General features: G+C 67.1%; 30 protein-coding genes and 1 tRNA gene. 18 read left to right on the forward strand and 13 right to left on the reverse strand.

What is annotated here, in order from left to right; all coding sequences use genetic code 11:
• Positions 1-151: 151 nt before the first annotated feature.
• Entirely contained in the window at positions 152-1,429 is a 1,278-nt protein-coding gene (locus IB275_RS26705; protein WP_192211212.1) for an acetyl-CoA C-acetyltransferase, read from the reverse strand.
• A 166-nt stretch (positions 1,430-1,595) separates the two neighbouring features.
• On the opposite strand from IB275_RS26705, the gene IB275_RS26710 reads away from it, so the two are divergent.
• Entirely contained in the window at positions 1,596-2,951 is a 1,356-nt protein-coding gene (locus IB275_RS26710; protein ID WP_192292769.1) for a 3-oxoacyl-ACP reductase, read from the forward strand.
• A gap of 263 nt (positions 2,952-3,214) precedes the next feature.
• On the opposite strand, the gene IB275_RS26715 is transcribed toward IB275_RS26710, so the two are convergent.
• Together IB275_RS26715 and IB275_RS26720 are read right to left on the reverse strand one after the other, a co-directional pair.
• Positions 3,215-3,619: an EF-hand domain-containing protein gene (locus tag IB275_RS26715; protein WP_192292771.1), complete on the reverse strand. Its 405-nt coding sequence runs from the start codon at positions 3,617-3,619 to the stop codon at positions 3,215-3,217.
• 64 nt (positions 3,620-3,683) lie between these two features.
• Positions 3,684-4,691, reverse strand: a complete 1,008-nt coding sequence (locus IB275_RS26720; RefSeq protein ID WP_081520040.1) for an AraC family transcriptional regulator — start codon at positions 4,689-4,691, stop codon at positions 3,684-3,686.
• A gap of 205 nt (positions 4,692-4,896) precedes the next feature.
• Between IB275_RS26720 and IB275_RS26725 the strand changes: the two genes are divergently transcribed.
• From IB275_RS26725 to IB275_RS26740, 4 genes are read left to right on the forward strand one after another with little or no spacing between them, the layout of a single operon-like run.
• Positions 4,897-5,754 carry a MaoC family dehydratase gene (locus IB275_RS26725; protein WP_081520039.1) on the forward strand — a complete coding sequence of 286 codons (858 nt, stop codon included), beginning with the start codon at positions 4,897-4,899 and terminating at the stop codon, positions 5,752-5,754.
• A 46-nt stretch (positions 5,755-5,800) separates the two neighbouring features.
• Positions 5,801-6,118, forward strand: coding sequence for a nucleotide pyrophosphohydrolase (locus IB275_RS26730; protein ID WP_017520638.1), 318 nt, complete (start codon positions 5,801-5,803; stop codon positions 6,116-6,118).
• Positions 6,115-6,885 (forward strand): methyltransferase domain-containing protein, encoded by a 771-nt coding sequence (locus IB275_RS26735; protein WP_192292773.1) that lies wholly within the window; start codon positions 6,115-6,117, stop codon positions 6,883-6,885. The genes IB275_RS26730 and IB275_RS26735 overlap by 4 nt, the downstream gene beginning before the upstream one ends.
• Before the next feature lie 53 nt (positions 6,886-6,938).
• Positions 6,939-7,520 carry a DUF4136 domain-containing protein gene (locus IB275_RS26740; RefSeq protein ID WP_192292775.1) on the forward strand — a complete coding sequence of 194 codons (582 nt, stop codon included), beginning with the start codon at positions 6,939-6,941 and terminating at the stop codon, positions 7,518-7,520.
• Here the strand turns inward: IB275_RS26740 and IB275_RS26745 are convergent.
• Entirely contained in the window at positions 7,505-8,431 is a 927-nt protein-coding gene (locus tag IB275_RS26745) for a glycerophosphodiester phosphodiesterase family protein (protein ID WP_192292777.1), read from the reverse strand. The two genes, IB275_RS26740 and IB275_RS26745, sit on opposite strands and share 16 nt — an antisense overlap.
• A 144-nt stretch (positions 8,432-8,575) precedes the next feature.
• Between IB275_RS26745 and IB275_RS26750 the strand changes: the two genes are divergently transcribed.
• From IB275_RS26750 to IB275_RS26770, 5 genes are read left to right on the forward strand one after another with little or no spacing between them, the layout of a single operon-like run.
• Complete coding sequence (locus IB275_RS26750) at positions 8,576-9,136, forward strand: DUF4136 domain-containing protein (RefSeq protein ID WP_405308122.1); 561 nt, start codon at positions 8,576-8,578, stop codon at positions 9,134-9,136.
• Between the two features lie 28 nt (positions 9,137-9,164).
• Positions 9,165-9,659 (forward strand): GNAT family N-acetyltransferase, encoded by a 495-nt coding sequence (locus IB275_RS26755; protein WP_081515753.1) that lies wholly within the window; start codon positions 9,165-9,167, stop codon positions 9,657-9,659.
• Entirely contained in the window at positions 9,646-10,020 is a 375-nt protein-coding gene (locus tag IB275_RS26760; protein ID WP_081515751.1) for a DsrE family protein, read from the forward strand. The genes IB275_RS26755 and IB275_RS26760 overlap by 14 nt, the downstream gene beginning before the upstream one ends.
• Entirely contained in the window at positions 9,996-10,478 is a 483-nt protein-coding gene (locus IB275_RS26765) for a glycine cleavage system protein H (protein ID WP_405308124.1), read from the forward strand. The genes IB275_RS26760 and IB275_RS26765 overlap by 25 nt, the downstream gene beginning before the upstream one ends.
• Positions 10,475-11,158: a M15 family metallopeptidase gene (locus tag IB275_RS26770; RefSeq protein ID WP_192292782.1), complete on the forward strand. Its 684-nt coding sequence runs from the start codon at positions 10,475-10,477 to the stop codon at positions 11,156-11,158. The genes IB275_RS26765 and IB275_RS26770 overlap by 4 nt, the downstream gene beginning before the upstream one ends.
• A 30-nt stretch (positions 11,159-11,188) precedes the next feature.
• Here the strand turns inward: IB275_RS26770 and IB275_RS26775 are convergent, their stop codons facing one another.
• Positions 11,189-11,614 (reverse strand): hypothetical protein, encoded by a 426-nt coding sequence (locus IB275_RS26775; protein ID WP_192292783.1) that lies wholly within the window; start codon positions 11,612-11,614, stop codon positions 11,189-11,191.
• Between the two features lie 179 nt (positions 11,615-11,793).
• On the opposite strand from IB275_RS26775, the gene IB275_RS26780 reads away from it, so the two are divergent.
• From IB275_RS26780 to IB275_RS26800, 5 genes are all read left to right on the forward strand, one after another.
• Positions 11,794-12,210: an anti-virulence regulator CigR family protein gene (locus IB275_RS26780; RefSeq protein WP_192292785.1), complete on the forward strand. Its 417-nt coding sequence runs from the start codon at positions 11,794-11,796 to the stop codon at positions 12,208-12,210.
• Positions 12,211-12,529: 319 nt separating this feature from the next.
• On the forward strand, positions 12,530-13,153 hold the full coding sequence (locus IB275_RS26785) for a GrpB family protein (RefSeq protein ID WP_192292787.1): 624 nt from the start codon (positions 12,530-12,532) through the stop codon (positions 13,151-13,153).
• A 72-nt stretch (positions 13,154-13,225) separates the two neighbouring features.
• A complete protein-coding gene (locus tag IB275_RS26790; RefSeq protein ID WP_045216516.1) occupies positions 13,226-13,429 on the forward strand; it encodes a hypothetical protein in 204 nt (67 codons plus the stop codon).
• Positions 13,430-13,512: 83 nt separating this feature from the next.
• Complete coding sequence (locus IB275_RS26795) at positions 13,513-13,731, forward strand: DUF6434 domain-containing protein (protein ID WP_045216513.1); 219 nt, start codon at positions 13,513-13,515, stop codon at positions 13,729-13,731.
• Between the two features lie 77 nt (positions 13,732-13,808).
• On the forward strand, positions 13,809-14,132 hold the full coding sequence (locus tag IB275_RS26800; protein ID WP_192292789.1) for an excalibur calcium-binding domain-containing protein: 324 nt from the start codon (positions 13,809-13,811) through the stop codon (positions 14,130-14,132).
• A gap of 12 nt (positions 14,133-14,144) precedes the next feature.
• Here IB275_RS26800 and IB275_RS26805 read toward each other — a convergent pair whose 3' ends face one another.
• Both IB275_RS26805 and IB275_RS26810 read right to left on the reverse strand, forming a co-directional pair.
• Entirely contained in the window at positions 14,145-14,567 is a 423-nt protein-coding gene (locus IB275_RS26805) for a hypothetical protein (RefSeq protein ID WP_192292791.1), read from the reverse strand.
• Positions 14,568-14,577: 10 nt separating this feature from the next.
• Entirely contained in the window at positions 14,578-14,838 is a 261-nt protein-coding gene (locus IB275_RS26810; RefSeq protein ID WP_192292793.1) for a DNA-binding protein, read from the reverse strand.
• Between the two features lie 227 nt (positions 14,839-15,065).
• On the opposite strand from IB275_RS26810, the gene IB275_RS26815 reads away from it, so the two are divergent.
• Positions 15,066-15,362, forward strand: coding sequence for a hypothetical protein (locus IB275_RS26815; RefSeq protein ID WP_192292795.1), 297 nt, complete (start codon positions 15,066-15,068; stop codon positions 15,360-15,362).
• 7 nt (positions 15,363-15,369) lie between these two features.
• Here IB275_RS26815 and IB275_RS26820 read toward each other — a convergent pair.
• Positions 15,370-15,465, reverse strand: a tRNA-Sec gene (locus IB275_RS26820).
• A gap of 246 nt (positions 15,466-15,711) precedes the next feature.
• Between IB275_RS26820 and IB275_RS26825 the strand changes: the two genes are divergently transcribed.
• Entirely contained in the window at positions 15,712-16,182 is a 471-nt protein-coding gene (locus IB275_RS26825; protein WP_192292797.1) for a hypothetical protein, read from the forward strand.
• 65 nt (positions 16,183-16,247) lie between these two features.
• Positions 16,248-17,702 (forward strand): alpha/beta hydrolase, encoded by a 1,455-nt coding sequence (locus IB275_RS26830; protein ID WP_192292799.1) that lies wholly within the window; start codon positions 16,248-16,250, stop codon positions 17,700-17,702.
• Between the two features lie 127 nt (positions 17,703-17,829).
• Here the strand turns inward: IB275_RS26830 and selB are convergent, their stop codons facing one another.
• The 5 genes from selB to fdxH form a co-directional block, all read right to left on the reverse strand.
• Positions 17,830-19,752 (reverse strand): selenocysteine-specific translation elongation factor, encoded by a 1,923-nt coding sequence (gene selB, locus IB275_RS26835; RefSeq protein WP_192292801.1) that lies wholly within the window; start codon positions 19,750-19,752, stop codon positions 17,830-17,832.
• Complete coding sequence (gene selA, locus IB275_RS26840; protein ID WP_192292803.1) at positions 19,749-21,155, reverse strand: L-seryl-tRNA(Sec) selenium transferase; 1,407 nt, start codon at positions 21,153-21,155, stop codon at positions 19,749-19,751. Before selA ends, selB begins: the two co-directional genes overlap by 4 nt.
• Before the next feature lie 172 nt (positions 21,156-21,327).
• Complete coding sequence (gene fdhE, locus IB275_RS26845; protein ID WP_192292805.1) at positions 21,328-22,260, reverse strand: formate dehydrogenase accessory protein FdhE; 933 nt, start codon at positions 22,258-22,260, stop codon at positions 21,328-21,330.
• A 135-nt stretch (positions 22,261-22,395) separates the two neighbouring features.
• Complete coding sequence (locus IB275_RS26850; RefSeq protein ID WP_081515662.1) at positions 22,396-23,022, reverse strand: formate dehydrogenase subunit gamma; 627 nt, start codon at positions 23,020-23,022, stop codon at positions 22,396-22,398.
• A gap of 57 nt (positions 23,023-23,079) precedes the next feature.
• A complete protein-coding gene (gene fdxH / locus IB275_RS26855; RefSeq protein WP_081515660.1) occupies positions 23,080-24,012 on the reverse strand; it encodes a formate dehydrogenase subunit beta in 933 nt (310 codons plus the stop codon).
• Position 24,013 lies beyond the last annotated feature (1 nt).

Genomic DNA, 24,013 nt, shown 5'->3' on the forward strand with positions numbered 1-24,013 from the left:
ACTTTGTCCGCGATCGCGGGCATGGCCCGCTCCTACAGGTAACGCCCGCAATCACGGATAAAAAAAAGGCGGCGCCGCTCGCGCGGTGCCGCCTGAAGTCACGGAGTTGCTACATCGCGGGACCGAAAAACATCGGTCCCGCTGTATTGGATTACCGTTCGATGATCGCGGTCACACCTTGACCGCCTGCCGCACAGATGGAGATCAGCCCGCGCCCCTTGCCAGCGCCATCCAGCAGCTTGGCGAGGTTGGCGACGATGCGCCCACCGGTGGCCGCGAACGGGTGGCCGGCGGCCAGCGAACTGCCCTTCACGTTGAGCTTGCTGCGATCGATCGAGCCCAATGGTGCGTCCAGGCCGAGGCGGGTCTTGCAGTAGTCCGCGTCCTCCCAGGCCTTGAGCGTGCACAGCACCTGCGCGGCAAAGGCTTCGTGGATTTCGTAGAAGTCGAAGTCCTGCAGGGTCAGGCCGTTGCGCGCCAGCAGGCGCGGCACCGCGTAGACCGGCGCCATCAGCAGGCCCTCGTGGCCGCCGACGAAATCCACCGCCGCCGCTTCGCCATCCTTGAAGTACGCCAGGATCGGCAGGCCGCGCTCCTTCGCCCACTCCTCGCTGGCCAGCAGCACTACCGAGGCGCCATCGGTCAGCGGCGTGGAGTTGGCCGCCGTCAGGGTGCCGCGCGAGCCGCGCTCGAACACCGGCTTCAGGGTGCCGATCTTCTCCAGGTTGATGTCCGGGCGCAGGTTCTGGTCGCGTACCAGGCCACGGAAGGGCGTCATCAGGTCGTTCTGCCAGCCTTCGTCGTAGGCAGCAGCCAGCTTGTGATGACTCTCGAAGGCCAGCTTGTCCTGCTCATCGCGCGGGATGGCCCAGGTCTGCGCCATCAGTTCGCAGTGCTCGCCCATCGACAGCCCGGTACGCGGCTCGCCGTTTTTCGGGATGTGCGGCATCAGGTGGCGCGGGCGAATCTTCAGCAGGCTCCTGATCTTCTCGCCGTTGGACTTGCCGCGGTTGGCTTCCAGCAGGATCTTGCGCAGCCCTTCGTTGACGCCGATGGGCGCGTCGGAAGTGGTGTCCACGCCGCCGGCAATGCCGCAGTCGATCTGCCCGAGAGCGATCTTGTTGGCCACCAGGATCGCCGCTTCCAGGCCGGTGCCGCAGGCCTGCTGGATGTCATAGGCCGGGGTTTCCGGCGCCAGACGCGTGCCCAGCACGCACTCGCGGGTCAGGTTGAAGTCGCGCGAATGCTTGAGCACCGCGCCGGCGACGACCTCGCCCAGGCGCTCGCCGTGCAGCTTGTAGCGCTCGATCAGCCCGTCCAGCGCGGAGGTCAGCATCTCCTGGTTGCTCGCCGTGGCATACACGGTGTTGGAGCGGGCGAAGGGAATACGGTTGCCGCCGACGATGGCGACCCGGCGCAGTTGGGTCATGCAGGGCTCCTGAGAATGAGCGTTGAAGTGCGGTCAAGGCTAACCTTAGCCGCTTGTGTCGCATTGGCCGCCCCGCCGTTGCGCAGGTCAGCGCGGTCAATTGCGCCGAACCCGCCGCTGCGTAGAGTGGTCAGCACTTTAGAGACCCTGTGCAGGAGCCCGTTCCATGACCGATCGCTACATCGCCTTCGCCAACTCCAACGTCGGCCGCCGCCTGGTCGGAGCCCTCGGCCTGCCTGCGCCGGTCCGCCTGGAGCGCTGGAGCGCCGGGCGCACGCGGCCGGTGGACGGGGCGCTGCTGCTCGGCGGCGAGGGCAGCCTGAACGAGGCGGTGCTGCCCTTCGCCGAGCGCCTGACCGATGCGGTGTTCTCCTTCAGCGACGGCCAGTACGGCCTGCCACGCTGGACTGCCGAGCATGGGCCGAAGCTCAAGGCCATCGTCTTCGACGCCAGCGGCCTGACCCGTTTCGAGCAGACCCTCGAGCTGCGCACCTTCTTCCAGGGCGCCCTCAAGGGCCTGGACAAATGCCCGCATGTGGTGATCCTCGGCCGCGCGCCGGAATCGGTCAAAGACCCCATCGCCGCCAGCGTGCAGCGCAGCCTGGAAGGCTTCAGCCGCTCGCTGGGCAAGGAAATCCGCCGGGGCGGCAACGTCCAACTGGTGTACGTCGGCAAGGGCGCCGAAGACCAACTCGAAGGCGCGCTGCGCTTCTTCCTCTCGCCCAAGAGCGCCTATGTGTCCGGGCAGGTCGTGCGCCTGTCTGCCTACGACAAGCAGGTACAGGACTGGAGCCGCCCGCTGGTGGGCAAGCGCGCGCTGGTAACCGGCGCCGCCCGTGGCATCGGCGCGGCCATCGCCGAGACCCTCGCCCGTGACGGTGCCGAGGTCGTGCTGCTGGACGTGCCGCCGGCGAAGGACGCCCTCGATGCGCTGGCCGCGCGCCTGGGCGGGCGTGGCGTGGCACTGGACATCTGCGCCGCCGACGCCGGTGCTCAGCTGGTGGCAGCACTGCCCGATGGCGTGGACATCGTGGTGCACAACGCCGGCATCACCCGCGACAAGACGGTCGCCAAGATGAGCGAAGCCTTCTGGAATTCGGTGATCGACGTGAACCTCAAAGCCCCGCAGGTGCTGACCCAGGCGCTGCTGGACGCCGGCAAGCTGCACGACGACGGCCGCGTGGTGCTGCTCGCCTCCATCAGCGGCATCGCCGGCAACATGGGCCAGACCAACTATGCGGTGAGCAAGGCCGGCCTGATCGGACTGGCGCAGGCCTGGGCGCCGGCGCTGGGCAAGAAGGGCATCAGCATCAACGCGGTGGCGCCGGGCTTCATCGAAACCCAGATGACCGCCGCCATCCCGCTGACCATCCGCGAGGCCGGCCGACGCATGAATTCCATGGGCCAGGGCGGCCTGCCGCAGGACGTTGCCGAAGCCGTGGCGTGGTTCGCTCAGCCGGGTTCCGGCGCGGTGAGCGGCCAGGTGCTGCGGGTTTGCGGGCAGAGTTTGTTGGGTGCCTGATCGCGTTTCTCTGTGGGGAAAGCTGTCGTTCTCTGATAGTCCGTACCTGGGTTTTCCCTCTCCCTAACCCTCTCCCTGAAGGGAGAGGGGACTGTGCAGTGTCAGGCGAACTTCCGTGCTAGCCGATAAACGCCGAATGGCTCCCTCTCCCTTCAGGGAGAGGGCGGGGGGAGAGGGTTAACGTGCGCAGAGGAACACCCCGGCAGGAATGGACTTTGTCCCCACTCCGGCCGACAGGCCGTTAAACGAGCCAGGGCAAAAGATCAGCTGCGCGCCGCCACCAGTTCGCGAAACTCCTCCGCACTCACCCGGTGATCGCCATCGCGGTCCGCGCGCACGATCAGCGCCGGCTCCTGGGTCATGAACTCCGCCTGGCTGACCTTGCCGTCGCCATCCCGGTCCGGCCAGGCAATGGCGTTGGGGGAGACGTTCACGCTGGGGTTGGGCGGGGTCACTTCTTCGCGGGTGAGCAGGCCATCCTGGTTGCGGTCCAGCCGGTGAAACATGCGCACACGCATGGCGGACAGGTCATCGGCCTCGATGAAGCCGCTGCCATCGCGGTCCAGACGGGAGAATGCCGTCTGCTCCATTTCCCCCGCCACGGCGTACTCAGCGCTCAGCAGCAGGACGGTGGACAGCAGCAGGGTCTGGCGGATTCGGCTTTGCATCGGGCGTACCTTGGCGGGAGTTGACCGGCAAAGCCTAGCCAGAGGCGGACTCGAAACGGTTCGATCACTCCGCCGGCGGTTGCGGGCGGCCGCGGCGGCGGAACTCCACCGGGGTCTCGCCGACCCAGCGCTTGAAGGCGCGGTAGAAGGTGCTCGGCTCGGAGAAGCCGGTGCGTTCGACGATCACCTCGATGCGCTCATCGGTCTTGAGCAGCAGCTCCTTGGCCAGGCGGCAGCGGTAGTCGGTGACCAGATCGTTGAAGCGCACCCCGGCCATGGCCAGACGCTCGCGCAGACGGCGGGCGGGCATGTCGAGACGGGCGGCGACCTGCTCCAGCGTCGCGCCGCCATCCACCAGCAGCACGCCGATCAGTTCGCGCACCTTGCGCACCAAGTCCAGCCGCTCCACTTCCGCCAGTTGCCGGCGCGCCAGGGACTCGTGCATGCGCAGCAGTTCCGGCGCGGCATGGCGTGAGGGCTTCTCCAGCACTTCGGCGTCGAATACCAGCGCATAGCGATCAGCGCCCAGCACCGCCGGGCAGCCGTAGACCTCGCGGTAACGCTCGGCGGGCGCGCCTTCCTCGTGCATCAGCTGTACTTGCTGGGGCTTGAAGTCGCCCTCGGTAAGCGCGTGGAACAGGCGAACCACCGCACCGGCGAGCATTTCGGGGAAGTGACGGTTGGTCCCAGCGGTATGGCCGAGCAGCAGCACGGCCTTCTCGCCCTCCACTTCCAGGCGGGCGTTGAGGGTGTCGGAGAGCAGGCGCACGTAACGCAGGGCATGACGCAGGCCTTCGCCGAAGGTGGCGCTGGAAAGGAACAGGTACTCCAGCAGCAGGCCATGGAACGCGGGCAGGTGGCCGGCCAGATAGAGGCCGACGTGCTCTTCGCCGCACTCTTCGGCGGCCGCCTTCCAGAACAGGTTCTGTGCGCTGTGGGGGAATCGTCCGGCAGGCAGGCTGCCGGCCGGCAGGCCGACGCGAGCCAGCACGCGGTCGGGGTCGGTACCGCTGGCGCGCAGGGCGTCGATCACCGGGCGCATCAGCGCCACATCGTCGGTCAGATCACGCATGGTGTTTTTTCTAGTTATCCATGAGGCGGGCCCATCTTAGGCAGCTTTCCTATCGCCCCTCAAGAGAATCAGGAACAAGCGTGCGGGAAATATCCGGGCAATCGGACGGTCACATTGACTTGCCTGCCGCGCGCCGCGTTGCCACGGCCAATGCCCGTGGGTGACCGGCGGCTAAGCTGAGTGAATATTCGTCAGGAGATACCCGATGCCCCGCGATTGGCTTGACCTGTCCGCCCCACCCGCCCTCACCGGCCTGTTCGCCCGCGCCGCCGTGCGCCGCGGCGTGCGTGGCCGCAGCCTGCCGACCCGCGGCCTGCGCTGCCCGGTCACGGTCGACCCGAAGCACCTGGAGCGTTACCGCAAGGTCTGTGGCTTCGCCGACAACCACCTGCTGCCGCCCACCTACCCGCACATCCTCGCCTTCGGCCTGCAGATGGGCCTGCTGACGGACGCGCGCTTCCCCTTCCCGCTGCTGGGCCTGGTCCACCTGGAAAACCGTATCAGCGTGTTGCGTCCGCTCGGCGGCCTGGGGCCGTTCAACGTCAGCGTGCGGGTGGACGACCTGCAACCCCACGAGAAAGGCGTGACCTTCAGCATCATTACCCAACTGCACGACCAGCTCGGGCTGCTCTGGGAGGGTGACAGCCGCATCCTGTTCCGCGGCATGCGCCTGGACGGCACGCCGCCGGCCCGCGAAGAGGTGGCCGAGCTGCCGCTGGAGCAGATCGACGCCTGGAACTGCCCGGCGGATATCGGCCGGCGTTACGCGCGGGTGGCCGGCGACTACAACCCGATCCACCTGTCCGCCGCCAGCGCCAAGCTGTTCGGTTTCCCCCGCGCCATCGCCCATGGCTTGTGGAACAAGGCGCGCAGTCTGGCCGCCCTGGGCGAGCGCCTGCCGATGGCCGGCTATCGGGTCGACGTGCGCTTCCAGAAGCCGGTGCTGCTGCCGTCCCAAGTCAACCTGCTGGCCAGCGAGCCGGCGCCTTCCGGGCAGTTCAGCCTGCGCGGCAAGGACGGCCTGCCGCACATGGCCGGCAGCTGGAGCCCGCTGGACGTTTGACGCGCCAGGCTTGAAGCTATGGGGCTCACGTTGGAGCCCCATCTGCATGAACCTCGAAGCCATCACCGCGCGCCTGCACGCCATCCGCGACCACAACGACTGGAGTCGCTTCCACAGCCCGAAGAACCTGGCCATGGCGGCCAGCGTGGAAATGGCCGAGCTGGTGGAAATCTTCCAGTGGCTGCGCGAGGACGAGTCGCGCCAGCTGCCGCCGGAGAAACTCGCCCACGCCGGGCAGGAAGTCGGTGACATCGTCCTTTACCTGCTGCTGATGTGCGCGGAACTGGGCATCGACATGGACCAGGCCGTGCTCGCCAAGCTGGCCGACAGCGAGCGGCGCTTCATCGAGGGGGGCGCCAAGTGAGCGATTCCCCGAAGACCGGCGACCGCCATTTCGACGAACTGGCCACGCGCTTTGCCGAGAAGATCTATGGCGGCGCCAAGGGTGCCATTCGCCTTGCCGTGCTGCAGGCCGACCTCGCCGAGGCGCTGCCCGACCGCCCGCTGCGCGTGCTGGATATCGGCGCGGGGCTGGGCCACATGTCGCTGTGGCTGGCCGGGCGCGGCCACGACGTCACCCTCGCCGAACCCGCCGCGCCGATGCTCGAAGGCGCACGCCAGCGTTTCGAGGAAGCCGGCCTGCCAGCCACCTTCATCGCCGCGCCCTGGCAGGACCTGCTCGGCCAGCTCAATGAACCCTATGACCTGGTGATCTGCCACGCCGTGCTGGAATGGCTGGCCGAGCCGCTGGCTATCCTGCCCGTGCTGCACCAGCTGACCCGCGCCGATGGCTGGCTGTCCCTGGCCTTCTACAACCGCGACGCGCTGATCTACCGCAACCTGCTCAAGGGCCACTTCCGCAAGCTGCGCAAGAACCGCTTCTCCGGCGAAGGCCAGAGCCTGACCCCGCAGGAACCGCTCGACCCGCGCGTACTCGAAGCCGCCATGGCCGGGCACTGGAGCATCGAGGCGCGCAGCGGCGTGCGGGTGTTCCACGACTACATGCCGGTGGAGTTCCAGCACAAGGCCGAGCCTTTGGACCTGGTGGAGATGGAACTGCAATACCGTCGACACCCTGCCTTCGCCGGCCTCGGCCGCTACCTGCACTGGCTGTGCCGGCCGCAGGATTAGGTGCATAGTTGCCACTGCGCACGCCTCACCAAACCGGCGTGCGGGAGTCTGTCATGCCGCGTTACCTGTTGATCCTGCCGCTGCTCAGCGCCCTGGCGGCCTGCCAGGGCCAGAACCCCTACAGCAACACCTCGCTGCCGATCCCGCCCGCGCCCGCGCAGGCCGCCAACCCCGGCCTCGACCCCGGCAGCTACCCGGCCCCGCCGCTGGACTACGGGCGCTACCGCTCGTGGAGCTGGATGGACGGCACCGGTTTCGGCGGCCCGCTGCAGGACGCCGTCAGCGAAGCCCTCGACCAGCGCGGCCTGCGCCCGGCGCGCTCGAATGCCCCGGCGGACCTGAGCGTCAGCGCGCACCTGTCCAGCGAGCAACGCACCCGGCAGACCACCGACTATTACGGCGGCGGCTACTACGGCGGCTGGAACGACCCCTGGTACGGCGGCGCTTCCTACCCCGTCACCCGCACCTACGTGGTCACCGTCAGCGTGGTGCGCATCGCCCTGTACGACGCCCATAACCACCAGGAAATCTGGAGTGGCAGCGCCGAATACGAAAACGGCAGCAGCCAGACCGACCAGGCTCGCGCCCTGCGCGAAGCCGCGCGCAAGGCCATGGACGGTTACCCGCCGGGCTGAAGCCCGGCGCGCCGGTAGGCAGGCACGCTCGCCGGCGAGTCCACCATCACCGCATCCGCTCCCAGTTCGCGCGCCGCGCCATAGGCGGCTGCCGAATTGATGCCGAACATCACCACCTTCGTCCCCTTGGCGCGGCGCACACAGGCCATCGCCTGCGGCGTCCACAACTTCGCGGGCTTCACTGGGTAGGACGATGAGCCCAGGGTGAACTGCTCCGTCACCGTCAGATCGCGCTCCAGCTCGATGCCCATCCAGGCGCCATCGGCCGGTGGCGAACAACGGCCGGCCAGCGCCAGATCGACCAGCCGGTTGCGCGTGGCGTCGCGGCTCTCGAAACGCCGCGCGCGGTCGCCGTAGTGCTGTGCCAGGTAATCGCTGGCATCACGCTCGGTGGAGTAGAAACGCACCCGCGACCACGCCTGTTGCTGATCCAGCGTGCGGGCCACCGCGTCGATGACCTCGCCCACCGGTTGCGCCTTGATATCGAGGAACACCGGCACTGTCGGTGCAATGGCCTGCAGTGCCTCGGCCAGTGTCGGGATCGCCTGCGGCTGCGCGCGGTACGGGTAATTGCCCGCCGCATCCTTGAACTGATAACCCGCATTCACCGGGCGCAGCTGTTCCAGCGACTTCGAACCCACGGCGCCCTGGGCATCGGTCAATGCCCCGAGGTCCGCCGGCCGGTACAGCACCGCAACACCATCGGCGGAAGCCTGAACAGACAGCCAGAGCACATCGCTGTGGTTGGCCAGCGCCTTGCCTATCGCCAGCAGCGTGTTCTCTGGCGCATCCGCCGTGCCGGCTCGATGCGCCACCACCTCGGGTTGTGGCAGCGCCGGCCGCACGCTGTCGAAGCTGCATCCCGCAAGCAGCAGCATCCCCAGTGTCGTCACGGGCAGCCCATGCTTCATGTCCTTCTCCATTCCTTGAACGAGCGACGACTCTAGCAACCGGAAGCACCGCGCTAGACGCGGAACATTCCCCGCTTGCCAATCCTTCTGCCTTGCGCTTGGATGGAATTCTCTGACAGGAGTATTGCGATCATGATCCGCCGTTTGCTGTCCCGTTCACTGCTGCTGAGCCTGATGCTCGGCCTCGCCGCCTGCGAAACCACCAGTGTCAGCCGCGACTACGACACCACCCGCGACTTTTCCCGCTACCTGACCTGGAGCTGGGCACAGCCGGCCTTCGAGTACCGCCCGGATGACCCGCGCATCAAGAGCGACCTCACCGAGCAGCGCATCAGCGATGCGATTGCCGGCGAGTTCGACCAGCGCGGCCTGCGCCAGGCACAGGGCGGCACCCCCGGCGACGTAAAACTGCGCGCCTACCTGATCGTCGACCAGCGCCAGGACCAGGTCACCACCTACAGCGGCGGCTACTGGGGCGGTTACTGGGGAGGCTACTGGGGCCCGCCCCCCATGGCCGAGAGCCGCACCGTGACCTACAAGGTCGCCACCATCCAGGTGGACATGTTCGACGGCAAGGACGGCAAGCTGGTCTGGCGCGGCAGCGGCGAGCAGATCATGCGCAGCAGCCCGCCGACGCCCGCCGAGCGCGAAGCGGCGATCCGCGAGACGGTGCAGAAGATCATCGCCCAGTACCCGCCGCACTGATCGGCCCGACCATGACACGGGAGACCGCGTGAACCAGCCCGCCCTGCAACACCGCCCCGCCCTCGCCGACGACCTCGGCGAGGTGGTCGGCTTTCCCCAGGACGCCGACGAACTCTTCTACTGCTACCCCAAGGCGAGCTGGCCGCTGACCATCGGCCAGCTCGCCGCCGCCATCGCCGAGCGACGCGGCAGCACCGTGGCGCTGCAGGGTGGCCGGGTCGCCGGCTTCGCCAACTTCTACCAGTGGCAACCCCACGAATTCTGCGCGCTGGGCAACATGATGGTCGCGCCCTGGGCGCGGCGGCACGGCGTGGCGCAGTACCTGATCGAGGTCATGGAGAATCTCGCCCGCGACCAGTACAAGGCGCAGGTCATGAAGGTGTCCTGCTTCAACGCCAACGCCGCCGGCCTGCTGCTTTACGCACGCCTGGGCTACAAGCCGCAGGGCATCGTCGAGCGCGCCGACCCGCAGGGCCGGCGCATCGCCCTGGTCCAACTGGAGAAAGCCCTTGTCCACGCCTGAGCCCCAGCGTGTGCTGATCATCGTCAGCAGCGGCCCGAGCACCCCGGCGCGCTGCGCCGCGCCCTTCTACACCGCCACCCTGCTGGCGTGCATGGATGCCAAGGTCACCCTGTTCCTCAGCGGCGAAGGCACACGCCTGGCCTTCCAGGACATCGCCGACACGCTCTACGCCGCCGAAGACGGAGAGCCCATCAGCCACTTCATCCAGCAGGCCAAGGAAGCCGGCGCCCGCCTGCTGATGTGCCGCGCACCGGGCGTGGCCATCGACGAAAGCCGGCTGATCGAGGAAGTCGACGAGATCGCCAGCGGCGGCGAGCTGGCGCGCATGATCCTCGAATACGACCGGGTGCTGACGCTGTGAAGCTGCACGGCCTGGAGTTCCCGGACGACCTGCTCTACGCGCCCGACTACAACCTCTGGCTGCGCGAGGAAGAAGGCGGCGCCGTCACCCTCGGGCTCACCGCCTACGGCTGCGCGGTCTACGGGCAGATATTCGCCTTCACCCCCAAGCGCGACGGCTGGCACATCGACTGCGACCGCAGCTTCGGCGTGGTGGAATTCGCCAAGGCCGCCTCGTCGGCGCGCAGCCCGCTGGACGGCACCGTCCTCGCCAGCAACGAAGCAGTGGTGCGCAGGCCAGGGCTGATCAACCAGGACTGCTATGGCGAAGGCTGGATGGTGCGCCTGAAGCCCGACGACTGGAGCGCCGCCCGCGCTCGCTTCCTCCAGGGCGAAGCCGCACTGGAGGCCTTCGCCCAGCGCATGCACCTGGACAACTTCGACCCCGACGACGACGGGGTCCAGGCCCTGCGCCCATGAGCCGGGCAGGCGCGCAGTTCACGCTGCTGCTCTGCCTGCTCATCAGCCCGCCGCTACGCGCCGACCAGCCCACCCAGGACGGCTTCGTCTATCTCGACCAGGTGCTGAAGACCGCGCGCTATGACGTGCGCTATGCCGGCACCGACAACTTCGTCGGCGAGCCCATCGACGGTTACCAGAAGGCGCGGATCATCCTCACCCGCGAAGCCGCCACCGCCTTGGCTGCCGTGGAAAAGGACGTTGCCCTGAGCGGCCTGGCGCTGAAGATCTTCGATGGCTATCGCCCGCAGCGCGCAGTGGAAGACTTCCGCCGCTGGGCCGCCGACCCGCAGGACATCCGCCAGAAGGCCCGCTACTACCCACAGATGGACAAGCCCGCGCTGTTCCGCGACGGCTACATCGCCAAGCACTCCGGGCACTCGCGCGGCAGCACCGTCGACCTCACGCTGGTGGATTCGAAAACCGGGGAGGAGTTGGACATGGGCAGCCCGTTCGACTTCTTCGGGCCCATCTCCCATCACGGCACTGCGCTGGTCAGCGTGCAGCAGACGCGCAACCGCGAGACGCTGCGCCAGGCCATGCTGCGGCACGGCTTCGAGCCTTACAGCGCCGAGTGGTGGCACTACACGCTGAAGGCCGAGCCTTACCCGCAGACCTACTTCGACTTCCCGGTGCAGTGAAGGACAGCGGCCGTCCCTGGCCGTGGTGGATCAATTGTCGTGCTGGGTGTTCTTGTGGGCCGGCTTGGTGGCGGAGATCGCCGTAGCCTTGGTCTTGCCCTGGGTATCCTTGGAGTGCGCCACGGCGGACGTCGCTTGCCCATGGCCCTTGCTGTCGTTCTTCTCGCTGCCGTAGTGATTGCCGCTCAGGCCATGGTCGCGGGTGGCCTTGCCGGCGTGCTCGCCACCGTCGTTCGCGCCATTGCTGTTGCTGCCGTGGTTACCGCCGGCATCGCCCTTGCCACCACCGTGGCCACCGCCATTACCACCACCGTTTCCGCCGCCATTGCCACCACCGTGACCGCCACCATCACCCTTGGCATAGGCCGAACCGATGGGCGAGAGATCGGCAGGCAGCAAGGCTGTCGTGCCGAGTGCGACTGCACAGGCTACTGCAACAACCAGGGAAATTTTCATCTTGTTATCGCCTCCATGGGCGGGTCTTGGGATACCTCTATGACCCTGGCGCAGGCCCCGCCGTTCGCGGCCTGCCGACGAAGTGCCAGCACGCATGTGCCAACTTGGCCGGCGCCGGAGTGTTGCGGCAACGGCTACGCTCACCGGCACAGGAGTCTCACCATGGAGGCAACACGGACATGTCCAGAATCAACACCCTTCTGGCGGCAGTCATCGGCGTCACCCTGCTGGGCACCAGCCCCCTGCTGATGGCCGATCCGGGCAAGAACAAAGGACACGACAAAGGCGGCCAACACGGCAATCAGGGCAACAACTGGCAAGGCGGCCCGAGCATCGACATCGGCGGCGTGCAGGTCATCCTCAACGACAATCGCAACTACTGGAGCCCCGGCGCGGCGCTGCCGCCCGGCATCCAGAAGAACCTGGCCCGCGGCAAGCCGCTGCCGCCGGGCATCGCCAAGAAGCTCGACGGCCGCCTGGTCGACCGTCTCCCCCACTACGACGGCTACGAATGGCAGCAGGCCGGCACCGACCTGCTGCTGGTGACCATCGCCACCGGCGTCATCTACGAAGTGCTGCAGAACGTGCTGGATTGACGCTGCTTCCCCTGTAGGAGCAACGGTCTTTACCTGGTAGTTCCGTGTTTGTGCTTTCCCCCTCACCCCAGCCCTCTCCCTCAGGGAGAGGGGGCAAATCGTGCCGGCTGACGCTGTGGTTTCATCCGGCACCGAACGGTCCCCTCTCCCCCTGGGAGAGGGTTAGGGTGAGGGCCGATCCGAGCACAGATCTATCCGGTAGGAGCGGGCCATGCCCGCGATCGCGCCCTTGGGGCGCTCCTACAGGATTACTCGGAACTCCGCCCACCGGATCAACCTCCAACCCTCGCCCCCACCGCCCCACCGCTGGAGTTACCGCATGACCCCGCAAGCCCCCGAATTCGACGGCCAGCGCTGGAGCAACGCCGAAGAAGACCGCATCGAAGTCGTCGCCGCCGATCCCCGCTGGCCCCAGCGCTTCGCCGAAGAAGCCGACGCCATCGCCCGTGCCGCCGACCTCCCCGGCCTCGGCATCGAGCACATCGGCAGCACCGCCGTGCCGGGGCTGGACGCCAAGCCGATCATCGACATCCTCCTGCTGCCGCCACCGGGCAGCGACCCGCACCAACTGATCGAACCGCTGCAAGAGCTGGGCTACCAGTACTGGGCCGAAAACCCCGACACCTCGCGGATGTTCTTCGTCAAAGGCATGCCGCCGCTGGGCAGCGGGCGCAGCCATCACGTCCACGTCATGGACCTGAGCGACGCCTCGCGCCGCCTGCTGTTCCGCGACTGGCTGCGCACCCACCCCGACGACGCGCAGCTCTACGCCCAGGTGAAGCACGAACTGGCGAAGCGCTTCCCCACCGACCGCGATGCCTACACCGAAGGCAAGGACGAAGTCGTCGCGCAGATACTCGGCCGCGCACTCAACCCGCCCGAGCACCACCGCGACGGCGAAGCAGTCCACGGCGGCGAAATCCAGGGGCCGGACCGCCGCTGAAGAACGCTGCGCGTTAATCCGCCGTTAATCCAGCCGGCCGAAGCTCGGGACTCCCCCTCAGGAGGAAGTCCCATGCTCAAGCTCTCCGTGGTCACCTTCGCCTGCTTCACCCTGGTCGGCTGCGCCGACTCCCCGCACTTCAGCCACTTCAGCGCCATCGAATCGCCGGTGCGCGAATCCTTCGGCGAAGACAACCTCGAACGCCAGCCCACCCGCGTGCGCCTGCAAAGCGACGATTACTCGGCGCAGCAACAGCGGATGATGTGGGGCCAGTGACGCCGCAACACCTCGGCAGACCGCGCCAGCGGCTGCCGATTGCGCTATAACGGGTGCTCCCCCAAGGCACAGGAACGGACACCATGGCCTTTGACTGGCACAGCGACCCGATCACCCGCCAGACCCCGCTCGACGCCCACTACCGCAACACCCAGAACGTCCGCCGCTTCATGACCCAGCACTGCGGCGACGGCTTCCATTTCGACCGCGCGTTCATGGCCTGGATACGCAGCGGCGCGCCAGCGGACATGGGCGCAGTAGTGGATGAGTGGCGCCGCCGGAAAGGCCTCGCCATTGGCTGAACACGCCGCACGCTGCCGATGGTGCGCGGGCCAGGCTGCCCGCTAGACTCCGCAGAGCACTCACTTCGGACGCCACCATGAAGAAATGGATCTTCCTCGCTGTTATCGCCCTGCTCGCCTGGCAATACATGGACAACCCGAACTGGCAGTCGCGCTTCTTCCGCCCGGCGCCATCGTCCGTCAGCGCGCCCGTAGCTCCCAGCGAGCCCGCCCCCGAACCCGTCGCAACGCTCGAAACCAGGCCGGAACCCACGCTCAGCGTGCGCTGCGATGGCCGCCAGCACTGCTCGCAGATGACCTCCTGCGCGGAAGCCAAGGCGTTCCTGCGCAGCTGTCCGGGCATGAAGATGGATGGCGACCACGACGGCATTCCCTGCGAAGACCAGCTGTGCCGCATGTAAGGACTGGCGACGCTACAAACCACCACCCAGCCACAGCGTGAACTGGCCGTCGCGCACGGCCAGCGCCTCCCGCACCACGCTATAGCGCAGCGGCAGCACACCGCCGGTACTGATCTTCAAGCGATCGGCCAGCGCCAGCACCTCCTCGAAGGAAGCCTCCGGCAGGTACTTGTTGAAGGAGTAGCTGTCGCGGCCGATCAGCACCTGCACCGCGTACACGTCCTGCCCGGCCGGGTCGTACGCCAGCAGTCCCTGCAAATCGATGCCCGCCGGCAACCGGAACAGCGCCCGCACCAGCAGCAACGAAACACCGGGCGCCAGCTCCGCCGCCGTGGCCAGCGGCACCAGAAAGGCATCCTCGCGAACGCCGTCCTGCCAGCGCCACAGGTCGCTCAGTTCCAGATGGTCTTCGGTGAACTGGTCCAGTCTGACCATGGCGCTCGCTTCAAGAGTCGCTGTCGTTTTCGGCAGGAACCCCGAAGTCAGGTTTGAGCTGCTCCACCTGAGGCACGACGTCTCCTGTCAGCAGCCAGACGGCGTACTGCGGATAGACCCTCAGCAGAATGCTCACCTCTTCGGTGCCCATGCGAATGATGCCTTTGCTGATGTTCTTCCAGCGCTGGTGGTTCGTATCACCCTGGAAGCTCAGATATTTGGGACCAGCCAAACGAACCAACTGGACTGCCCTGCCGAGGATTTCATCCATATCGGAAATTTCATGCAGAGTTCAATATTCACCCCGAACAAATCACGGGAGTAATATTTGAACCGTAAGTGAATGCCGGCCCATTCGCCATGGGCGTTATCGCTCGAATACTGAATGAATGAATCAACAACGAAAAGCACGGCAACCCGGGTTGCTCGTCGGGGGCGAAGGACGTGAATTCGTCACGGAGCCGCCAGGGTGGAATCCTCGATGCCCAGGAGAAAGACATGGTTGATCTCGACCTAACCCAGGCCGCCAATCTCATTGGTAGCTACGTCCTCGTCGAAACCATCTGCGACTCCGAGGCAATTCCCGAACAGTACTGCATGCAATTCGTCGGGGTGGTGCCACCCCTGGCCGGAGTCATCGAGCATCCCTACTTTCTCGTCATGGACCTGCTCGTCCCGTCGAAATTTCCCGAAGAACTGTTCTGGCACAACATCCAGTCGCTGATGGTGCTCGGCTCCAAGACGGCAAGCGCTCACGGAGAATTGCTGCCTGAAGAGGGGATCATGATCTGCTGAAAGGAATTGGCGGAAGGCAGTGAGAGTCGAACTCACCCAGGAACGGCTGCCGTCCCCCACCGGGTTTGAAGCCCGGCCACGCCACCGGGCGTGATTGCCTTCCCTGGTCAGAAGCCGGCTGCGCAAGTGCAGCGGCGAAAGCGGGAGCCCGGATGTTGCCACTATTGCCATGACCGATGCCAGCGCAGCGATGCCGCAGTGAGTGCTGGGTCGCCCGATGAGTCTCGCGCGACCTGTTAATGACATTCTGGCCAATCAACATCAAAAGGCCACTTATTGGCCAGAAAAAGGCAGCGAACTGGCTGCCCGTGCTCTACCCTCGCTAGCAGTACCCAGGGAGCTCCACGGCATGAAGCCCACTCTACCCATCCTCGATATTTCCCCACACTTGGGCATTGGCCCGGTCTGTCTCGGCGATACGCGGGCCATGGCGCGGGACGCGCTGGCCGCCGTGGGCTTCCCGCTGGAATCGTCCAACGGGCCGACGGATTACTTCTGCCAGGCGGCGATCCAGACCGAGTGCGACGAGCAGGGGTTCATCTGGTTCATCGGCCTGTCCGAGAGCGAGCAGTACCTCGCGCGCTACCAGGGCGTGGATGTGTTTGCGCTGACGGCTGGCGAGCTGTTCTCGCTGATCGCTGCGGCGGACGACTCCGGCGCGCACGAATTCAACGACTGCGAGTACCTGTTTCCGGGGCAGATCATCACGCTGTGGGACGCGGACGAGCAGTATGACCGCCAGGGCAACGAGACACGCCCGGTCTGGGCTCAGGTCGGTATCGGCAACCCCGGTTACGTCGAGGCGGTCTCGGCCCTTTGACCCGTGAGCGGACTTTGTAGCGCCAGGGGCTCTATGCTTGTCCTGCACGCCGACAAGGGAACTCCATGCTGAACGCGAAACTCACCAGGGCGCTGCTCTGGCTGGTCATCCTCATCCTCGCCCTCGCCGTGCTGGCGCTGGTACTGCGGGTCGCCGCGCTGCGCAACATTCCGCCGCTGGAGCCCTGGCACACCTGGGTGCCCGAGGACCTGCACAGCGACGCCATCGACCGCACCGACTGGGCCGGCTACCTGGCCGCCGAGGACAAGCTGATGCAGGCCATGCGCAAGGAGATGGCGGCCAGCCTGCAACCCTTCGAGCGCGTCGCCTACAACCGCTACTTCGACCAGAGCCAGGTCTACCCCGGCCACTTCGCCACCGACTGGAATCGCTCGTACGAGATGCGCCCCACCGGTGAAGTGCGCGGCGCGGCGGTGCTGCTGCACGGGCTGACCGATTCGCCCTACAGCCTGCGCCACCTGGGCGAGCACCTGCGGCAACAGGGTTTCGTGGTCATCGCAATCCGCATGCCGGGCCACGGCACCGTACCGGCCGGTCTCACCGACGCGGACTGGGAAGACTGGATGGCCGCCACCCGGCTGGCCGTGCGCGAAGCTTCCGCGCAGCTGCCCAAGGGCGCGCCGCTGCTGATGGTGGGCTTCTCCAATGGCGGCGCGCTGGCGATGAAGTACAGCCTGGATGCACTGGGCGACCCGAGCCTGGCGATGCCGAAACAGGTGGTGCTGATCTCGCCGATGATCGGCGTCACCCGCTATGCGCAGTTCGCCGGATTGGCGGGCTTGCCGGCGTTGCTGCCGGCCTTCGCCAAGGCGGCCTGGTTGAGCGTGCTGCCGGAGTTCAACCCGTTCAAGTACAACTCTTTCCCCATCGCGGCGGCGCGCCAGACGGTGGAGCTGACCGACGCCGTGCAGGGCAGCCTGGAGAGCGCCAGCCGCAGCGGCAACCTCGCGCGCCTGCCGCCGATCCTCACCTTCCAGTCGCTTGCCGACAGCACCGTGAGCACCCCGGCGGTGATCAGCAACCTCTACGACCGCCTGCCGGACAACGGTAGCCAGCTGGTGCTGTTCGACCTCAATCGCTCGCTGAACTACGGCCCGCTGCTGCGCCCGGAAATGGCCACACTCGGCGACCGTCTGCTGCCCGAGCGTCAGCGCAACTATGACCTGACGGTGATCTCCAACAGCCCGCAGAGCAGCCAGACCAGCGCCCTGCACACACCCGCCCACAGCCAGCGACAGGAGAGCCAGCCGCTGGCAGCCAACTACCCGCCGGATTTGTTCTCACTCTCCCACGTGGCACTGCCCTTCCCGCCCGACGACGCACTCTACGGCCAGCATCCGGCGGCCGGCGAAGACTTCGGCATCCACCTGGGCACACTCACGCCGCGCGGTGAACGCGGCGTACTGATCGTCGGGCTGGACCTGTTCCAGCGGGTGACCTCCAACCCGTTCTACGACTACCTCGTGCAACGGGTCGATCGGGTGTTGCCGTCGCGCTAGCGCTTGCCGACGTCGAGCACGACGGCAATCAGGGTGACGGCGATGAACAGCAGAATCAGCCAGGAACTCATTGGACCCACTCCCCGGTAGTCAACAGGGGTATCGAGGGGGCGTGGGGATCGGGAGTTCAGAAAGTTTCTTCAGCGGTCGACTGCGCCAGCGCCGAATCCTCCCTGATCCGCCGCTCATTGCCGAAACGGCGGGTGAAGCCGATGCGGTCGAAGTACTCCAGCAACTGGATGCAGCGCTTGCGGCCGATGCCGATGCGGTCGCGGAAGGCGGCGGCGCGGATGATGCCGGTTTCGTCGCGCAGGTGCAGGGCGTGGCCGGCGAGTTGGCGCAGGGTCTGTTCGGGGTAGAACAGGTCTTTCACCACCTGGTGCAGCTGGCCAAGGCGGCCGAGCTTGCGCAGCAGCAGGCGCACGTCGCCCTCCTCCGCCTTCAGTTCGCGGGCGAGGTCGCGTACCCAGGGCGGGTCGAAGGAGCCTGCCAGCAGCAAGGGCCAGAGGCGTTCGCGCAGTTGTTCGTCGGCTTCGCCCAGCTGCACGCGGTGGTCAGGCAGGTGCAGCCAGGGGCCGCTGCTGTCGACTTGCCCCGGCGCCAGCAGGCTTTCCAGCAGAGCGATGAACACCGGTCGCTCCAGCTGCGAGAAGGCATAGCGGCGCAGGCGGTCGCGGTCGGGGCCAAGCTCGTCGGGAGCTTCGGCGTGGAAGCGTTGCAGCGCATCGAGCAATTGCTGTTGCAGCGCGGACCAGCGTTCGGCGGAGAGCAGTCGCGCGCCGAGCCGGGTGTGGATTTCGACCGTTTCGCCGGGCAGCTGCCAGCCTTCGCGCGGGCGGTTGAACTGGCGCGCCAGCAGCGCGGGATCGAGGCCGTTGCTGGCGTGGGCCAGCAGGGTTGGCAAGGCGCTTTCCAGGCCTTCGCCCTGCAGGGCACGAAGTTGCTCCAGGCGCTCTGGGCTGCGCCGGTTGCGCGCGGGCGCGAAGGGGTCGAGCACGCGCCCGCCGCCGAGGGTGCGTTGCGCGGACTGGTCGCGCAGCACCAGGTGGTCGCCATGCACGGCATGGCTGGGCGCATTCAGCACCAGCTGCGCGAAGACGCGCTCGCCGGGTTGCAGGCGTTCGCCTTCGAGCAGTGCGACGCGGCCGGTGACGTCCTGCGCGCCGAGGTGCACATGCACCGGCGTCCAGTGGGCGAAGGCGCGGGTTTCGCTGGGCAGCAGGTTCAGGTCGATATCGATGCGCGTGGTGGGCGCATGCAGTTTGCCGGCGATCAGCCAGTCGCCCCGGTGAATCTGTTCGAGGTTCAGGCGCTCGCCAACGATGTTTACCGCCACGCGCTGGCCCGCGTGGGCCTGCTGCGCCTCGCGATTCTGTGCGTGCAAACCGCGCACGCGAGCGCGGCGGCCAGCGCTGCCCAGCAGCAATTCGTCGCCGACATTCACGGTGCCGGCAAAGGCTGTTCCGGTGACGACGATGCCGGCGCCGCTGACGCTGAAGGCGCGGTCCACGGCGAGACGGAAGCCACCGGTTGCGGCGCGCTCGCGGGTCTCGCGGGCGGCAGCGGCGAGAGCGCCACGCAATGCATCGACGCCCTCTCCGCTGACGCTGGACAGCGGGAAGATCGGCGCGCCGGCGAGCGGTCCTGATGCCAACAGTTCGCGTACTTCCGCAGCAGCCTGTGCTAGCCGTTCGCCCGAGACGCGGTCGGCCTTGGTCAGCGCGACCATGGCGCGACGGATGCCGAGCAACTGGACGATGGCGAGGTGTTCGCGGGTCTGCGGCATCACGCCGTCGTCGGCGGCCACCACCAGCAGCACCAGGTCGATGCCGCTGGCGCCGGCGAGCATGTTGTGGACGAAACGCTCGTGGCCCGGCACGTCGATGAAACCAGTGAGCGCGCCGTCGCCAAGGTCGGCATAGACGTAGCCGAGGTCGATGGTGATGCCGCGCTCGCGCTCGGCCGGGCGGCGGTCGCCCTCGATGCCGGTGAGCGCGCGCAGCAGTGAGGTCTTGCCGTGGTCGATGTGGCCGGCGGTTCCGACTATCACGCCTCGTCCTCGGCCAGCAGCGGCAGTTGCGCGACGAAGCCGGGCTCGTCGTCGAGCTGGCGCAGGTCGAGCCAGAGCGCGTCGTCATCGATGCGGCCGAGCACCGGAACCGGGAGGCAGCGCAGGCGCTCTTCCAGGTCCAGCAGGGCGCGGCCGCGCTGGCGCTTGGGCTGGTTCGGGCGCAGGCACAGCGCAGCGCTGGGCAGGCGCGCGACCGGTTGGGCGCCGCTGCCGATCATGCCCAAGGCATCCACGGCACTGACGCTCCAGCGCTCACCCAGCAGCGCTGCCAAAGCAGGCGCCAGGCGCTGGGCCTGGACGCGGATGTCGGCCTGCGGACGGCTGAGCAGGCGCAGGCTGGTGAGGCGGTCGGCGAGGCGGTCGGGGTCGCGGTAGAGGTTGAGCACGGCCTCCAGTGCGGCGAGGGTCAGCTTGTCCACGCGCAGGGCGCGCTTGAGCGGGTTCTTCTTGATCCGCCCGATCAGTTCCTTGCTGCCGAGGATCAGCCCGGCCTGCGGGCCGCCGAGCAGTTTGTCGCCGCTGAAGGTGACGATATCGGCGCCGTCGCGCAGGGCTTCCTGCACGGTGGGCTCCTTGGGCAGGCCCCAGCGGGTGAGGTCGACCAGGGTGCCGCTGCCCAGGTCCTCCAGCAGCGGCAGGCCGTGGGCGTGGGCGATCTGCGCCAGCTGCGGGGTGGCGACGCTGGCGGTGAAGCCCTGCACGCTGTAGTTGCTGGTATGCACGCGCATCAGCAGGCCGGAGCGCGGGCCGATCACGGCTTCGTAGTCCTTGGCGTGGGTGCGGTTGGTGGTGCCGACCTCGACCAGCTTCACGCCGGCGCGGGACATGATGTCGGGAATGCGGAAGGCGCCGCCGATCTCGATCAGCTCGCCGCGGGAGATGATGCCTTCCTTGCGCGCGCCCAGGCTGTTGAGCGCCAGCAGCACGGCGGCGGCGTTGTTGTTGACCACGGTGACGGCCTCGGCGCCGGTCAGCTCGCGGATCAGCCCGGTGATGAGGTCGTCGCGGTCGCCGCGCTTGCCGGTGGCCAGGTCGAATTCGAGGTTGAGCGGGTAGCGCGCAGCCAGCGTGATCGCTTCGATGGCCTCCTCCGGCAGCAAGGCGCGGCCGAGGTTGGTGTGCAGCACGGTGCCGGTGAGATTGAACACCCGCCGCACGCGGCTGGCGTGGTGCGCGGCGAGACGCTCGCCTGCGCGGCCGGCGAGCACCGATTCTTCCAGCTCGACGGCGGCCAACTGGCCGTGACGGGCGGGATCGCGCAGTTCGTCAAGCAGGTCGCGCAGGGTCTTGAGCAGAGCCTCGCGGCCGTAGCGTTGCTGCAATGGCTGGCAGGCCGGGCTGCGCAGCAGGCGGTCGATGGAGGGCAAACGTACCGAGGTCATGGACGAACCTTGTGCAGGAGGCGATGGCTGGAGTCAGTGTAGGAGACCAGGGTGGCAGCGGAAGTGCTGCATTCGTAGGGCGCATAACCGCTTGCGGTTATCCGCCATGTCCGCGCCATGGGGTTGGCGGCGGATAACGCGTTCCGCGTTATGCGCCCTACGAGGGGCGGTTCTAACCGCCGCCACCGGGTGCGAGCAGGAGGTTCGGTGCGGTGCGCAGGTAGCCGTCTTCGGCGAGGCGGATGTCCAGCGCGAGGCTGGCCAGGTCGTCCGCCTGGGCCTCGGCGTGCTTGTCGTGCTGCTGGTAGAACTGCTTGAGGTAGGACTGGCAGCCGGGGCAGGTTTCGGCCTTGAGCGGCGCCTGGTCGCTGGCCACGCCTTCGCGCTGCAGCGAGTAGTAGGCCAGGCCCTTGCTCTCGGCACAGTGGCTGCATTTGACGCGCACGTAGTGCCATTCGCAGGAGCACAGCGAGCAGGACAGGTAACGCAGCCCGGCATGCTTGCCCTGGCTGCGGATCATCCCGGCCACCGGCGGCGCGCCGCAGGCCGGGCAGAGGGTCTGGCTGTCGGTTTCCGCCAGGGTGTCGTCGGGCAGTTGCAGCAGCCACTGGCTGAAGGCGACCTGCAGCACGGCACCGAGGAAAGGCACCAGCGCCGGCGGCAACAGGTCGAACTGGCCGTTGAGCAGACCCAGTGCCCAGGCCTTGCGCTGGCCGGAATCGGCGCTGCGCAGGACCCTCAGTGCCTCGGCCACGGCCGGGTTGGCGGTGACTTCATAGGCGTCGAGGAAGGCGTCCAGCAGTGGCAGCCACGCGCCTTCGCGTACCAGCACTTCGTAGGCCAGCGGCGGCATGCGGTGCTCGCGGCTGCGGGCCAGCGCGGCAGCGTCCGGCGATTGCAGGAACAGCTTGCGATCGAGCAGCGCCTGCTGGGCTTCGCAGACGCCGGCGATCAGTTCGAGGTAGCCCTGCAGGGGATTGCCCGGCGCCAGTTCACGCAGGCGCGCGGCGCGGCGGGAGAACAGATCGGGGGACGGCAGGTTGAACAGCGGGGGGATGTTGGCGGCAGCTTCGATCTGCCCGGGTTCGAGAATTCGGCCTGACACGCAGGACTCCTTGTTGGGTTTGGAGCGGGGCCTGAGGAGCCCCTCTCCCTGACCCTCTCCCTGAGGGGAGAGGGGACTGTCCGTGCCGGCTGGCAATCCAGTGTCAGCCGGCATTCATTTCAGCAGCGTTGCAGGTCAGTGACCCTTGCCCTTGTCCACGTCCTTGAGCCAGGCCGCATGGTGCTTGCGCGCCCAGCCGCGGCTGACCCAGCCGTAGAGCATGGCGCCCATCGAACCCTTCACCCAGATGCCGGCGTAGATGTGCACCAGGATGCTGCAGATGAGCACGAAGGCGGCAAAGGCATGCAGCAGCGAAGCGATGCGGATGATGTCGATGCCGAAGAAGTGGCTGAAGTAGGCACGCCACATCACGAAACCGGTCACCAGCAGCACCAGCATGCACAGCAGCAGGGTCCAGAACAGCAGCTTCTGCCCGGCGTTGTAGCGGCCGACTTCCGGGAGGTTTTCCTCGCGGTTGGTGACCACGTCTTTCCATTGCTTGAGCCACTGCACGTCGCGCTTCTCCACCAGGTTGTGGTGGGCGAAGCGGATCACCAGGCCGAGGAAGAACAGGAACATCGCCACCCCGAGGAAGGGGTGGAGGATGCGCGTCCACGGCCCGCCGCCGAACAGGTTGGTCAGCCAGAACATGGCCGGGTGGAACAGCGCCAGCCCCGAGAGGCCGGCGAGGAAGAACAGAATGGCCACCATCCAGTGGTTGCTCCGTTCGTTGGCGTTGTAGCGCTGAATATCTTTTTTCATGTCGTCGGGCTCCTTGCTGCCCTTTTCCGCCCTCCCCGCGAGGAGGGCAGAAGTCAGTCAGCGGGGATCACGCGGATCGTAGCCATGCACCGAAGGGTCGACCTTGTGCACCGGCGCCTGCGGGTCGGGTCCGTCTTCCTCGTCCTCTTCGACCCGGTTGGGGCCGATGCGGGTGTAGTGGAAGAACCCGGCCAGCACCACGCCCGCCATGGCCAGCAGGCCCAGCGGTTTGGTGAGGCCTTTCCACAGGCTGACCATCGGGCTGATGGCCGGCTTGTCGGGCAGGCCAGCGTACAGCGAGGGCTGGTCGTTGTGGTGCAGCACGTACATGACGTGGGTGCCGCCCACGCCTTGCGGGTCATACAGGCCGGCGTTCTCGAAGCCGCGGGACTTCAGGTCCTCGATGCGCTCGGCGGCGTGTTCCTTCATGTCCTCCTTGGTGCCGAAGACGATGGCGCCGGTCGGGCAGGTCTTCACGCAGGCCGGCTCCATGCCCACCGCCACGCGGTCGGAACACAGGGTGCACTTGTATGCCTTGTGGTCCTTCTGCGAGATGCGCGGGATGTTGAACGGGCAGCCGGTGATGCAGTAACCGCAGCCGATGCAGTGGTCCTGGTTGAAGTCGACGATGCCGTTGGCGTACTTCACGATCGCGCCGGGGCTCGGGCAGGCCTTCAGGCAGCCGGGCTCCTCACAGTGCATGCAGCCGTCCTTGCGGATCAGCCACTCCAGGTTGCCGGCCGGGTTCTCATGCTCGGTGAAGCGCATGACCGTCCAGGACTGGTCCGTGAGGTCGATCGGGTTGTCGTAGGTGCCGTGGTTGTGGCCCACCTCGTCGCGCAGCTCGTTCCATTCCGAGCAGGCGACCTGGCAGGCCTTGCAGCCGATGCACTTGGACACGTCGATCAGCTTGGCCACTTCCTGCTCGTGCCGCACCGAGGGTGACGGCAAGGTCGTGGCGGAGCGGGCGTAGATGTCTTGACTACTCATG

The sequence above is a fragment of the Pseudomonas sp. PDM21 genome, from assembly GCF_014852505.2.
GTDB lineage: Bacteria > Pseudomonadota > Gammaproteobacteria > Pseudomonadales > Pseudomonadaceae > Pseudomonas.